12 protein-coding genes and 2 other annotated features are annotated in these 13,870 nt (G+C 33.3%); of the genes, 1 reads left to right on the forward strand and 11 read right to left on the reverse strand.

Features of this window, described 5'->3' with window-relative positions; all coding sequences use genetic code 11:
- Nucleotides 1–164: 164 nt before the first annotated feature.
- From abc-f to BLP68_RS02395, 11 genes are all read right to left on the reverse strand, one after another.
- Nucleotides 165–1,808: a ribosomal protection-like ABC-F family protein gene (gene abc-f, locus BLP68_RS02345; protein WP_091539558.1), complete on the reverse strand. Its 1,644-nt coding sequence runs from the start codon at nucleotides 1,806–1,808 to the stop codon at nucleotides 165–167.
- A 530-nt stretch (nucleotides 1,809–2,338) separates the two neighbouring features.
- Complete coding sequence (locus BLP68_RS02350; RefSeq protein ID WP_176758832.1) at nucleotides 2,339–3,070, reverse strand: DUF3784 domain-containing protein; 732 nt, start codon at nucleotides 3,068–3,070, stop codon at nucleotides 2,339–2,341.
- Between the two features lie 292 nt (nucleotides 3,071–3,362).
- Entirely contained in the window at nucleotides 3,363–3,689 is a 327-nt protein-coding gene (locus BLP68_RS02355; protein ID WP_091539563.1) for a DUF2200 domain-containing protein, read from the reverse strand.
- Nucleotides 3,690–3,998: 309 nt separating this feature from the next.
- Nucleotides 3,999–4,257 (reverse strand) — a binding site (T-box leader).
- Nucleotides 4,258–4,526: 269 nt separating this feature from the next.
- On the reverse strand, nucleotides 4,527–4,946 hold the full coding sequence (gene hepT / locus BLP68_RS02360) for a type VII toxin-antitoxin system HepT family RNase toxin (protein ID WP_091539565.1): 420 nt from the start codon (nucleotides 4,944–4,946) through the stop codon (nucleotides 4,527–4,529).
- 21 nt (nucleotides 4,947–4,967) lie between these two features.
- Nucleotides 4,968–5,387, reverse strand: coding sequence for a type VII toxin-antitoxin system MntA family adenylyltransferase antitoxin (gene mntA, locus BLP68_RS02365; RefSeq protein WP_176758833.1), 420 nt, complete (start codon nucleotides 5,385–5,387; stop codon nucleotides 4,968–4,970).
- Between the two features lie 480 nt (nucleotides 5,388–5,867).
- On the reverse strand, nucleotides 5,868–6,569 hold the full coding sequence (locus tag BLP68_RS02370; RefSeq protein ID WP_091539571.1) for a B3/B4 domain-containing protein: 702 nt from the start codon (nucleotides 6,567–6,569) through the stop codon (nucleotides 5,868–5,870).
- Between the two features lie 68 nt (nucleotides 6,570–6,637).
- Nucleotides 6,638–7,849 (reverse strand): tyrosine--tRNA ligase, encoded by a 1,212-nt coding sequence (gene tyrS, locus BLP68_RS02375; protein WP_091539572.1) that lies wholly within the window; start codon nucleotides 7,847–7,849, stop codon nucleotides 6,638–6,640.
- An 88-nt stretch (nucleotides 7,850–7,937) separates the two neighbouring features.
- Nucleotides 7,938–8,196 (reverse strand) — a binding site (T-box leader).
- 128 nt (nucleotides 8,197–8,324) lie between these two features.
- Nucleotides 8,325–8,648, reverse strand: coding sequence for a type VII toxin-antitoxin system HepT family RNase toxin (hepT, locus tag BLP68_RS02380; RefSeq protein WP_242876887.1), 324 nt, complete (start codon nucleotides 8,646–8,648; stop codon nucleotides 8,325–8,327).
- The gene (locus BLP68_RS02385) at nucleotides 8,632–9,054 is read right to left on the reverse strand and encodes a nucleotidyltransferase domain-containing protein (protein WP_091539578.1); all 423 of its coding nucleotides are present in this window, start codon (nucleotides 9,052–9,054) and stop codon (nucleotides 8,632–8,634) included. Before BLP68_RS02385 ends, hepT (BLP68_RS02380) begins: the two co-directional genes overlap by 17 nt.
- Before the next feature lie 179 nt (nucleotides 9,055–9,233).
- Entirely contained in the window at nucleotides 9,234–10,358 is a 1,125-nt protein-coding gene (locus BLP68_RS02390) for a GGDEF domain-containing protein (RefSeq protein ID WP_091539579.1), read from the reverse strand.
- A gap of 588 nt (nucleotides 10,359–10,946) precedes the next feature.
- The gene (locus BLP68_RS02395) at nucleotides 10,947–12,326 is read right to left on the reverse strand and encodes a tryptophanase (protein ID WP_091539582.1); all 1,380 of its coding nucleotides are present in this window, start codon (nucleotides 12,324–12,326) and stop codon (nucleotides 10,947–10,949) included.
- Between the two features lie 200 nt (nucleotides 12,327–12,526).
- Here BLP68_RS02395 and BLP68_RS02400 point away from each other — a divergent pair, with 200 nt between their 5' ends.
- A complete protein-coding gene (locus BLP68_RS02400) occupies nucleotides 12,527–13,846 on the forward strand; it encodes a hypothetical protein (RefSeq protein WP_091539584.1) in 1,320 nt (439 codons plus the stop codon).
- The last annotated feature ends 24 nt before the right edge of the window (nucleotides 13,847–13,870 follow it).

A 13,870-nucleotide genomic window follows, 5' to 3' on the forward strand; every position in this document is an offset into this window, starting at 1 on the left:
TTTCCTCGATATAATTTAGTGCTTCATTCATTTTTTTTAGCGAATCCAACTCTATGACCTCCCTCTTATCTATAGAATAGCAGAAATAACTTTTAGCTATCCGACATTTCCTGCACAAGTTTGTAGGTATTTATCCAATACAGAGATTAAATAGTTTAATAATTCTATCTCTCCTTCAGTTTCTCTATTTCTCCCAATATTTCATGGTATTCCTTATCCAATGCTACTATATCATCTGTTTTTGACGGCATCGATAATCTTCCTACAACCTCTGACAAACGATTTTTTAGTATAAAAATCCTTTTTTCAAGTTCTGTTTCGTTAATATGTATGAATTTTTCTTTGCTGGTTAAATATGCTTTATAATTTCCTGGAAATACTTTTATTTTGTGATTTTCAATTGTCATAATATGACTGGCAACAGCGTCTACAAAACTTCGATCATGAGAAACAAATAATAAGGTTCGATCATAATCTTTTAGTTCTTCCTCTATTACTTCAAGGACATTGATATCTATAAAATTAGTCGGCTCATCTAATACCAGTAAGTTTATATCCTGTAGTAATATCTTAGCAAAGGAAACCTTTACCCTTTCTCCTCCACTTAATACAGCAATTTTTTTGTAAACAGCTTCTCCTTTAAATAACAGCCTTGCCAGCAATAGCCTTGCAAAATTTTCAGGGTATATGCTACTTTCCATTATATTTTCTATGATACTTTCCTTCTCATCTAAAATATCCATATCCTGACTAAAGTACCCTATTTTTGCACCTTGAGCAACCTTTATTCCTTCATCATTTTCCATAATCATTTTAATCAAGGTGCTTTTACCACAGCCATTGGAGCCAATCAAAGCTATTTTATAGCCGTTATAAATATTGAATTCTGCATCATTAAATATTATTTTATTTCCAAATGTTTTATTTAAATTTTTTCCTTCTATGATTATTTTACTATGGATTCTATCAGTATCCATAATCCCTAGTTTAATTCTCTCTTCCTTCTTAGGTTTATCTTTAGATTCCAGATGCTCTATTCTTTTTTCTACATTTTTAACTGCCTTTTCACGATTGACCTTTGCCTTTTGGTTTCCCATCTTATGCAGTCTAGCTTCAGAATTCCCCATCCTTATGGGAGCCTTTCTTATGTTTTTTACTTTTTGTTTTGTATGATTAATTACCTCTTCCAGTCGTCTCTTCTCTTTCATATAAGCATCGTATTCAATTTCAGCTCTTTCTCTTTCTTTCATCTTTTGATCCCTAAAGTGACTATAATTACCTTGATAGATTTTTATCTTACCATTTTCTATCTCTAATATCTTATTACATAGCTTATCTAAAAAACCTCTATCATGGGCTATCACAATCAGTCCACCTTTGTATTCATGAAATCGCTCTTCCATCAGTTGAATTCCTTCCATATCCACATTGCTGGTGGGTTCATCTGCAAATAATATTACACTGTCATTACCTAGAGCCTCAGCCAGCTTAAATCTAGTTTTTTCTCCTCCACTCATATTTACTCTCCAAGTAGATTCGACTCCAAATTTAGAAGCTAGTTCCTCACTTATCCTTCTACCTCTTGGCTCCTCCATCTGTGTTATATAACTATAGCTACCATATAACTTAACCCATCCTTCATCAGGCTCCAGCCTTTTACTCAATATGCTCATCAAGGTAGTTTTACCTACACCATTGGCACCTACAATACCTATTCTATCTTCAGAATAGATTTTCAAATTATCTATATCTAATATCAATCTATCGCAGTAATACTTTTTTATCTTGCTACATTCAATTAATAACATAAAAAAATCCTCCCTGTAGTCGGAGAGGATAGTATCTTAACAATATATAATCTTAATCTATCAGAAGTAAAAAAGGCTGAATTGAAAGAGAACTTTTTATTTTAAAGCCATAGTCTAATCTAATTTATTAGTATGGGATTAAATTTAAGCAATGTGTAAATAAATTTATTTCCACATAAAAATTTAAGTCCTCAATTAAGATTACATATATTTTAACAAGCTATCTACAGATAAAAATACTATCCACTCACAAATTATCATAAAATGCATAACAATAAAACCTTTGCTTTAGGTCTTATTTCAGTCTTCATTTTACATAAATAGTTTAAGTGAATTATATTCTCATTTCTATAAATACCTTGCCCTTTCTTAGTATTAGAATTTATAATATTCAACTTTATTATATAGATTACTTTCTTTGCTGTCAACATTTGTAAAATTCTTATTAGAGGATTGTTAATAAACCTAGTATCCCCTCTAAGAATAGTATAGTAAAGGCGACTTCACCTATCAAGAAGGGTGTAGGCTAACTAATTGGAAATCATCGCATAAACCCTCTCTGTATCTTCTGAGTTCTTATAATTGATTACAATTAAACCTTCTATATTATATCTAATAACTACATAGGGACCCTTATTAGATTCTAAATAGACCCATCCATTTCCCCAGTCTGCTAACCTAAAAACTCCTTTATTAATATTTCCAAAATTCAATCCATTGAGTTTTCTTTCAATATTTGGAATCTCATTAAGTAATTCAATAGATGTAATAGCTTCCCTTGATACAGATGTTCCATACATACCACTAATTCTAATTATATCTCCCTCTACTGTAACCTCATTGGTCACATTCCCATACCACATTAGACCCCCTACAAACATAAGTATAGGTAGGGTTACTATTAATACTACTATCAGACTTAACCTATCCATTTTTCCATTGGTAGAACCACTTTCCTTATAAAAGCTTTGTCCTCTAAACACAGTAAATATGATTACTATAATAAACAAACCCCAAGTTAAATCTCCCAACAGTCTGTAGCCTAAATATCGCAGTAATAGTCCCGATAGATTAATTGCTGCTAAAACAAACATTACATTCCCAATAAAGGCGCCTAATTTTTCTGCATCGATATTTTCTTTCTCTTTTTTAGAGGCTGTATTGTATCCTGCAATCAACCAGTACTGTTTAAAATACTTAATTAATATCCCAAATAGTATTAATAGCATAGGTGTGAATAAAAAAACAAATAATCTAACCACCTTTATTTCCCCCATTTTCTCATTTAATCTATTTCCTTTATTATATTGATTTCAAATACATTTCTCAATAAGGAATGAACATTTATTTCAATTATCAAATCAAGGTAACGCTTTGTTCTTGTTCGTAGGTAAAAGCTAAAACACATAAAGACTCTTAGACGTGGCTTTTTTTGAATTATTATAGGGATTACTGGACTCGTTTACCTGAAGCTTCAATATTATTGTCGATTCATCAAAAAACACCGATTCTTTTATATTTTATATAGAATCAGTGTTTCTTCGTTTTTAATAATTATTTACGCAAATTCTTATCCATCACTTTTTCCTTTGCTAACTCATCAATCAGCTTATCCAAAAATAGAATTTCTTGCATAGTTGGCTCTTCGATGTCTTCCACTCGGACACCAAAGGCTACACCTTTAATCAAATCCCGGGAAGGATTTAGTTGAGGAGCTTCGGCAAAGAAGGTCTCAAAATCGGTCTGTTTTTCAAACTGAGCTTCTAACTCTTCCTGGCTATAACCTGTCAACCAACGGATAATTTCATCGACTTCTGTTTTAGCACGTCCTTTTTTCTCTGCCTTAGTAACATAATGGGGATAGACGCTTGCTACACTCATTGTATAAATATGATGTTTTTGTCATGATACATCCTCACTTCTTTTGCTTTCAATGGTAGCAGCATTTCCAATATATTTTATATATGGAAGAATCCTTTATCTTTTTCCCAATAAAGATTTATAAACAATTATAAGTCAACTATTTGGAACATTTTTGGGCAGAATCATAACCCTATTTTATATTTTTTTTCATATGTACTTATAATACTATTCCGTAACATATTTAACATCTCCTTGAAATATTATTTCTCAATATTTGCAAGATCTATAAGAAAAAGCTGGTAATAAAAAAACTCGCCCTCTTGTTTCCAAAAGGACGAGATATCTTCTCGTGTTACCACCTTAAATTCATAAGCAACTCCTATTACTTACCTTACCAAGTACGTCATCTTAGGATGAGATACTCTAGCACAATAACGGGTGCTGATTTCCGTTGCAGCCTACTGAGTATAACTATTGGGTGCAAAGCTCAAAGATGTATTCACAACCGATAACCATGCATCTCTCATCACCCGGTAACTTTCTGTTTGGCCTCCTGAATGCTACTAATTCTTATCACAGCTTTTATTCTTATACTCCGAAATGTGACATGCCACAAATCTTCATTATGCAGATATTAAAATAATAGTATTATAATCAATAACTAATGCCAAGTCAATAGTATATATTTTAATGCCCATTTTTTATTATTTTCTTTTATAACGCAGAAATCATTGAAAAGGGTACTCTTCTGAAAGAATATCTTAAAAAACGAAGCTTCTCCAAATGAGATAAGCTTTTCAGTGGGGAAGGCTTGCGCACATCTCATTTTTACTTACTCCCTACAGGCTAATAAGACTAACCATAAAAATGCCCAATAATGTCCTTCATATATAATTTTAGATCTTTAATATCCTCTGTAATAATTTTATAAACCATTACCCGATCTATTTTCACATAGTCATGAACCAATATATTTCTAAAAGAAGCCATGTTCCCAAGATTTTCTTTTAGTTTTAAAGATATAATTTCATTTTCATGCAATATTTCAAACACATCTCTATTAGTCTCTGGCTTTCTGTATCTCATATCAGAAATAATATGGTTCCCAATATCTATGGCACATTCTATAGCTAAATGCAAAAACCTTTCGCTGGATCCATATATGAAAGGATCTTTTACATACTCAATTTCAGTATATTTTTTTATACTATCTAAAAAATGAATATATTCCTTTAACTTATTTAATCTTGTCATTAATATATCTTGGTTTACCACTAATATCACCAGCTTTCTGAGCTAAATCTCTTTTTTTATTGCTTCTATCATAGCTTTATTATATGCTTCAGCATAATATCGGAAGTCAAAGTATTCTCGTAAAGCTAAAGATTCAAATTCTGCTCTTCTTTTACTTTCTTTTAAGAGAATACCTTTCCTTACTACTTCATATTTAAGCAGCGGAGTAGCACTATTAAGGGATATAACATCTAGTTTTCTTTGAAAATACTTCATTCCCATATCAATTATATTTCCTTTAATTATGACTTCCCTCTTAGATTCATATTTTTCTTGAAACATAATGGCAATATCAATATCGCTTTCTTTATTATATTTTTCTGTAGCAAATGATCCAAATAAATAAGCAAACTCTATAGGATATTGCTGGTTAATTTGATCTAGAAATTCATCTAGTTTTTCCAACAGACCCTCTTTTCCCATAGTGCCTCCCTTCCTTTCATACATCAGAATTATAAAAAAGCACCTTCTAAGTATTTTACTACCAATAGCCTTGTTATTCGAGATACTTCGCCATTAGTGTTTCTATTTCCTTTATTTCAGCTTATATATTACTGATATTTTCTTTACTTACTCAATGGTTTTTATCCATTTCTCCATTACATCTAATGCAAGGACACAATTCCCTACCTAATTATCTACTTAGACCATTCTTTATGAACTTAATTAGAAGGCTTCTTACCCTTTGATGAACTACTTTAAATCATGCTTCGATTAGTCTTTGTTCTTAATAGCCGCCTGGGCTACTGCTAGCAAAATAGACCAATCACCGTTTTTTACTATTCTAGCACACTCCTATACAATAACATCATATCTTTACAAATCAATTACACAATATGCGAATATTCATTGCGGCTTTATATAATGTCACTCTTCTTTATTTAGTATTAGAGACTAACTAAACTAAAATTCAATACTGGCATTATTTTGATTTACTATGTAGCGTTGACATACGCCTCCAAATCGGTCTGCAACAAATTTTTCCAGTGTATTAAGAGCTCTAATCAAGGAACTTCCTTCGTTATCTTCAAAGCCCACCAGCTGAAAGAAAACATTTTTTGTATCTAATGTCATTTTTCCTAATTCACTTTGACGCCAAATCCATTTTCTTGTCTGTACAATATCTCCACTTGTAAAAACTAGCTCCCCTTCTTCTACAGTTTCATATTCATTAGCGCCAAAGGGTAAAAATCTTTCTGTACCTCTACTTAAACAAACACTCAAATCCTCGGATATATCTCTTAAATCATGACCTCCCAAAGAAATCTGATTTTCTAAAGAAACTACATTGCATAAATCTACTAAGGCATTGATTGTGGGCAAAGAATGACCCTTTAGTACCCTCTTTAGCATAGCCTCTGTAGAGGGTGGATACTTATTAGGATTAATCCCTGCCTCTTGCAACGTATTTCGATAGTCTTGTATGATAGGAAGACTTCTGAGCTCTTCCTCCTTAATTACTTGTCTTACATAGTTCTCCGCACTCCTGAGCAAATCGATGTCTGAAGATGTTGACTCACTATTATTAAGTCCTTTCCCGATAAGAATTCCAAAGTGGAGCCGCGGATTAAACTCAAACACCTCTGATTTTACAGTATAATTCATGATTTTCCTCCCCTTATATATGTGTTTGCAACCTCCCTACTACATCTAGGGGGTCAAGTATACTCAAGTTATTTTTTGAATTTAACAAAACGCTTTTTACCAATTTTCATAACATCGTTAGAATTTATCACACTCACAAAATCATCAGATGACAGTTTTTCACAATTTAACTGTACGCCACCCTGATTTACTAAACGGATAAATTCACTTTTACTTTTTACAAAACCCATTTTTATTAGCTGTGAAATAATATCCGTAACAGTTTCTTGATCCCCTTCAATTGAAAGCTCTGGGATATCCTCTGGAATAGCTTTTTTACTAAAAGCTATATTATAGTATTCAACTGCCTTTTCTACATTCTCAGGTGTATGGTATAGGGTTGTTATAATCTTAGCTAAACGGTATTTGATATCCCTTGGGTTTGTTCCCCTATCTAGTTCTGCTATTATTCTCTCGATTTCACTTGGATGTTCGTCAGTTGCAAGTTCAAAGTATTTGATAATAAGATTATCCGGCACCTCCATTACTTTTTTAAAAATCACCTCAGCAGGCTCACTCACACCAATATAATTACCAAGGCTTTTACTCATCTTCTCTACGCCATCTAAGCCTTCAAGAATAGGCATAAATATGGCAATCTGCTGCTCCTGACTTAATGTTTTTTGGAGAGTTCTGCCCATTAGAATATTGAAGGTTTGATCAGTGCCGCCTAGCTCAATATCTGATTTCAGTTCAATAGAATCATATGCCTGCATCAACGGGTAGAAAAATTCATGAATTCCTATAGGTGTTTGACTTTTGTACCTTTGCTGAAAGTCTTCTCGTTCCAAAATCCTAGCAACGGTAGTAGTAGCAGCAAGCCTAATAACATCTTCGAAATTAAGCTTAGAAAGCCACTGGCTATTAAACCGTACTTGTGTTTTATCTTTATCCAGCACTTTAAATATCTGTTCACAATAGGTTTTTGCATTCTCCTTTACTTGTTTATCAGTGAGTACAATTCTTCCTTTAGATTTTCCAGTAGGATCACCAATTTTCCCTGTAAAATCACCAATAACAATTACCGCTCGATGGCCGAGGTCTTGCATTTGTTTGATTTTACGCAGCACAACCGCATGACCTAGATGGATATCTGGTGCTGAGGGATCAAGACCTAGTTTAATCGTTAGTGGTTGGTTTGTATCAAAGGATTTATTGAGTTTTATCAGTAACTCATCCTCACTTACAAGTGTGTGGACCCCTTTTAGAATAATTTGTTTTTGCTCTTCTGGTTTTAACATGTTTAACATCTCCTTGAAATATTATTTCTCAATATTTGCAAGGTCTATAAGAAAAAGCTGGTAATAAAAAAACTCGCCCTCTTGTTTCCAAAAGGACGAGATATCTTCTCGTGTTACCACCTTAAATTCATAAGCAACTCTCATTACTTACCTTACCAAGTACGTCATCTTAGGATGAGATACTCCAGCACAATAACGGGTGCTGATTTCCGTTGCAGCCTACTGAGTAAAACCGTTGGGTGCAAAGCTCAAAGATGTATTCACAACCGCTAACCATGCACCTCTCATCACCCGGTAACTTTCTGTTTGGCCTCCTGATTGCTACTAATTCTTATCACAGCTTTTATTCTTATACTCCGAAATGTGACATGCCACAAATCTTCGTTATGCAGATATTAAATTAATAGTATTATAATCAATAACTAATGCCAAGTCAATAGTATATGTTTTAATGCCCATTTTTTATTATTTTCTTTTATAACGCAGAAATCGTTGAAAAGGGTACTCTTCTGAAAGGATATCTTAAAAAAGCCATGTTCCCAAGATTTTCTTTTAGTTTTAAAGATATAATTTCATTTTCATGTAATATTTCAGACACATCTCTATTAGTCTCTGGCTTTCTGTATCTCATATCAGAAATAATATGGTTCCCAATATCTATGGCACATTCTATAGCTAAATGAAAAAACCTTTCGCTGGATCCATATATGAAAGGATCTTTTACATACTCAATTTCAGTATATTTTTTTATACTATCTAAAAAATGAATATATTCCTTTAACTTATTTAATCTTGTCATTAATATCTCTTGGTTTACCACTAATATCACCAGCTTTCTGAGCTAAATCTTTTTTTATTGCTTCTATCATAGCTTTATTATATGCTTCAGCATAATATCGGAAGTCAAAGTATTCTCGTAAAGCTAAAGATTCAAATTCTGCTCTTCTTTTACTTTCTTTTAAGAGAATACCTTTCCTTACTACTTCATATTTAAGCAGCGGAGTAGCACTATTAAGGGATACAACATCTAGTTTTCTTTGAAAATACTTCATTCCCATATCAATTATATTTCCTTTAATTATGACTTCCCTCTTAGATTCATATTTTTCTTGAAACATAATGGCAATATCAATATCGCTCTGCAGGAAACCTTCTGGAGCAAATGCTATGGTGCTGTTATCGATAGGTTTGGAATTAGCTGGCAATTAAATCATGATGATGAATGTGCTATGACCACACCTTAGCTATAAAATATTTTTTTCTACCATAACACAAGAGATCTAAAACAAGGGTATCTTCTCTTAAATCGCTAAGAAAAAATACCCTTCCTTTATTTTACACTATAGCTTTCAAACCCTTGGTCTCATACACTTGTTTCCAATTGCTAATCATTTATTCTTCTGCCACAAAGACTCTTTAATCTTGCTTTATGTTCATACATAGCTTTATCAGCCTGAGTGAATGTAGAATATACACTTTCAGTTTCTTCTTTTGTATAAAAAGCATACCCATAAGCGATTTCAATTTTAATGGTACGTTTTTCATTTAATTTTGTTAATAAATTATCTAATTTTTCCAGCCCACGGTCAACTGACTCTTTTTTAATCTCCTCGCAAATAACACAGAATTCATCTCCACCGATCCTAAAGGCCTTCCCGATAGTGGCAAAACTTTCCTGTATACTTTTAGCAGTATAGAAAATGATCTCGTCTCCGGCTTTGTGTCCATAACTATCATTATTTTTTTTTAAGTTGTTAATATCCAACACAACAATTGCAGCATTTTTATCATCCTTAATATATTGCTCCATTTCTTTTTCAAATGCTGAACGATTTTTAATTCCAGTTTGAATATCATATTTGAACTGTAACTCCCGCAACAGAATATAATACAGTAGCAATGATATACCCATACTTCCCCAAATTAATAGTAGATCTTCAAATATAATTTGAAGAGTTGCTCCCAGCATAGGCATAATAATGATTAAAACCAAAAAATTTCTATTGTCGATTTGGTATTCATCTGTGTTTCGTTTAACGGCAATCATTATCATAACAAAATAAAAGGCACTAATTATCATCGGCAGTATAAAAATACTCCCACGTAAATACTGATTTTGAGCATCAACGAAAAAGATCCAGCCTGTACTATAGCTTAGAATACATATGACTGCATTAAGATATAAGGGTATGGCTAGAAAGCATTTATTAAATATTCTTTTTTGATTATTATCATAGAGCATAAGAAAGATAAAAGGAACTACAGGACTCAAAGAAAACCCCATGATGTTAGCGATACGATGGAATACCACCAGTTTGTTATTGGTCGAAAGTACCAACAATATAGTAATAATTTCCAAAACAAGCAAAATAATTGTTACCACTGACACCGATATGTACATTTTATTTTTATAATTATTTATGATTGGGTTCCGTTTAGCCAAACATATTGCTAAACAAAGTGCGATAATAGCAAGAATATCCGTACTGATTGATGCTGTAATGTTCATTTTGTTCACCTCAAAAATTAACCTAAATATAAAATTCTAATGTGAAGCTAATATAATTTCGTTTTATTTTTAAGCGTATATTATATATTATATATTATTTGCTCAACATTTCATATCAGTTAAGGAATAAAAAAGCATCTCTCTCCAAGGCATGTAAATGATATTGTAATAGTATAGCACTCGAGCCCATTTCGCTACCTTATAATACGGTTCACAGTTAATAATCCCAAATAAAACTAATGAGTCAATAGAATGATAAACTTCTGATTCTAGTACATTTATAGGCAAAATATTAATTAATAGAATCAGTATTTGAAATAAAGCAGGGTATCATAAAATCACTAATGAAATTAAATTGCAATACAGTATAATACTTATATCTGCAGTAAAAAAGTTTTGATTGTCATATTACTCTCTTTAATCAGAATTCCAATCTCTAAGTCATTCTCTATTGCTTGCGCCTAACATTCTCAGTATTTATCAAATAAAGAAAAAAAACCTAATCTGTATGATTTTGTCTTATCAACTCGATCATATCAAATCAGGTTTTTAATATTTTAATTCTAGTTATTAAAGCTCTAATATTACTTATTCAATGGGTCTTAGCTTTGCTGTGAAGTGTCTCAGCACAGGTGGTTGCCATAATATCTCGTAGCCCTTAATTTCACTTGCTCTTTTCTTAATGTTAATCAGAGCCTCAACTACAACATCAAAGTGAGCTTGAGTGTACACTCTTCTTGGTATAGCCAGCCTTGTAAACTCCATTTCTGCTTCCTGTTGCTCAGCTGTCTCTGGGTCTAAATCTAAAAGATAAGAGCCTATATCGCAGGATCTAATACCTGCTTCAAGGTATAGCTCGCAAGCCAAAGCATGACCTGGGAACTGGAAGTATGGAATATGTGGCAATAAAGCTTTAGCATCTAGGAATACCGCATGACCACCTACTGGGTATTGGAAGGGGATCCCTGCTTCCTTAAGCTTTGCACCAATGTATTCAACCTGTCCAATTCTGTATCGTAGAAAATTCTTGTCTAAGCCTTCATACAGGCCTATACAAAGGGCTTCTATATCTCTACCTGCCAGACCACCATAGGTTACAAAGCCTTCATATGGAATTGTCAGACCCTTTACCTTAGTAAATAGCTCTTCAGATTCTCTAATTCCGATAAGACCGCCCATGTTGACTATAGCGTCCTTTTTAGCACTCATGGTAAAGGCATCAGCATAGCTGAACATTTCACGAACAATATCTATAATTTCTACATCTGCATAGCCTTCTTCTCTTTGCTTAATGAAATACGCATTTTCTGCATATCTGGCAGCATCGATTATCATAGTAATGCCGTATTTATCTGCAATTTCTTTTGTTGCTCTAATGTTTGCCATAGAAACAGGTTGTCCACCTGCAGAGTTGTTGGTTATCGTCATAATGATAAGTCCAACCTCTTCTGCTCTAACCTCGTTAATATAAGCCTCTAATCTTTCAATATCCATATTGCCTTTAAACGCCACATATGTTTGAGTATCCTTTGCTTCAGGCACAACTATATCAACTGGTCTTGCACCAAGAAGGCCTACATGTCCTCTGGTAGTATCGAAGTGCATATTTGATATGCATTTTTGACCCTTCTTAAGTAGGCTTGGAAGTAAAACCTGCTCTGCTGCTCTACCCTGGTGTACAGGTTGGCAGTACTTATAATTGAAAATATCTTTGACTGTATTTTGAAGCCTCTTATAGCCTCTTGCCCCGGCATATGACTCATCACCAGTCATCATACCTCCCCACTGAGCATCACTCATGGCGCCGGTACCGCTATCCGTTAGTAAATCAATGTACACGTCATCAGAGTCAAGCCCGAAAAGATTGTAATTAGCTTCCTTTAGCTTCTCTTCCCTTTCTGGCCTTGTTGTAATTTTCAGTGGCTCAACCATTTTGATTTTAAAAGGTTCTGCAACATATTTAATCACTTTAATTCCCCCTTGAGATTTATTGATTAAAGCATAACACATATATGCAAAGCCTTATAGTGTCTTTAATTTGACTTTAATTGCTGTATATCTTAAAATTACTATAGGGTGATACATCCCTCCATAGCACTAGTGTTTTAAAATACTTAGAAAGGAAAAGTTATAATGAGAAACTATACCTCATTATACAGGGTTTTATTATGAAAAAAATCGGAATAGTAGGCCATACTGACAACATCAACCGAATTCAGCAGGTGATTGATAAGAGCTTCCCCAATATCGATGGCTATCCTATTCAAACTAATGAGATGAGCCACATTCAAACAACCGTCAATTATCTAAAGGAGCATATTAATGATTTTGATGGTATTATCTTCACTGGGAAAATTCTTTTTGACATTATGAATCACAGCATGCATTCACAAAATCCTTGGGTATATATCGAAAACGATGAGAGCCAATTACAGCGCATTTTACTGGAAGCAAGCCTTAAGCATCATATGGACATCACCCAAATTAGCATTGACTCTTATTCTGAAGGTACTGTAAGAGCCATATATGAAGACTCTGGACTAAGCTCTGGACAATATTCTGCCTATGTATCCAAGCTTGATATTTTTAAGGAAACCTTTATAGATGATTTATTTAAGTTTCACAAGAACAACTATTTAGCAAGGCCAGACTTAATATGTATTACAGGAATTTCCTCTGTCTATAGGCTTCTTCAAGCCCATCAGGTACCAAGCCTCCTCTTAACCCCTAATGAAAATGCAATCAAGAATAGGCTATATAACCTTCTTGAGAAGATTAGGCTTGAAAATATGAGCATTAGTCAGATTGTCGTAATATCTATAGAAATTGATGTAAATAATGAATATGACCTAATATCTGAAAATGAGTACAGCATTATGCTTCAAAAAACAAGAATAACAGAAGAGGTGTATAAATTTACACAACGTATTCAAGCTGCTGTAATAGAAACAGAAAAAAACTACTTGCTTTTCACAACAAAGCAAATAGTTGAGTTTGAGACTAAAAATTTGGGGGAGCTTTCTATTCTAAGCTCCATAAAAAATAAAACCAACAACACTGTTAGTGTTGGGATTGGCTTTGGGATCACAGCAAGGGAAGCTAAAGTCAATGCAATCATTGGGAAGAATAAAGCCCTAAAGATGGGTGGAAATCAGTGTTTTGTAGTATACGATAGAAATCGTATGGAAAGAATTACGCCCTTCGATAGATCCAACAGCAGTATTTCACCACTGGATCTCCCTTTGAAGGATATCTCAGAAAAAAGCGGCGTCAGTATAAATAATATCTATCAGTTAAAGTGTATTATGGATATATATAAAAAGTCTACCTTCACTAGCTTAGAACTGTCTGAGGAATTTGGAAATTCCCTCAGAAGTATGAACAGAATCATTGAAAGGCTTGAACAAGCGGGCTATATAGAGGTAGTTGGCAAAAAGATAGTTGGTAAAGCCGGAAGACCTAGCAGAATTCTAAAGCTACTCATATAAAAGGAGTTTAATAATGGCATTATA

It is taken from the genome of Alkaliphilus peptidifermentans DSM 18978 (assembly GCF_900101495.1).
Taxonomy (GTDB): Bacteria; Bacillota; Clostridia; order Peptostreptococcales; family Natronincolaceae; genus Alkaliphilus_C; species Alkaliphilus_C peptidifermentans.

Coding starts and splice junctions, on each gene's coding strand:
- tyrS (WP_091539572.1), bottom strand. CDS start 7,849: ATGTTAAAACCAGAAGAGCAAAAACAAATTATTCTAAAAGGGGTCCAC.
- mntA (WP_176758833.1), bottom strand. CDS start 5,387: ATGGGAAAAGAGGGTCTGTTGGAAAAACTAGATGAATTTCTAGATCAA.
- BLP68_RS02370 (WP_091539571.1), bottom strand. CDS start 6,569: ATGAATTATACTGTAAAATCAGAGGTGTTTGAGTTTAATCCGCGGCTC.
- hepT (WP_242876887.1), bottom strand. CDS start 8,648: ATGACAAGATTAAATAAGTTAAAGGAATATATTCATTTTTTAGATAGT.
- abc-f (WP_091539558.1), bottom strand. CDS start 1,808: ATGTTATTAATTGAATGTAGCAAGATAAAAAAGTATTACTGCGATAGA.
- BLP68_RS02400 (WP_091539584.1), top strand. CDS start 12,527: ATGAAAAAAATCGGAATAGTAGGCCATACTGACAACATCAACCGAATT.
- BLP68_RS02355 (WP_091539563.1), bottom strand. CDS start 3,689: ATGAGTGTAGCAAGCGTCTATCCCCATTATGTTACTAAGGCAGAGAAA.
- BLP68_RS02390 (WP_091539579.1), bottom strand. CDS start 10,358: ATGAACATTACAGCATCAATCAGTACGGATATTCTTGCTATTATCGCA.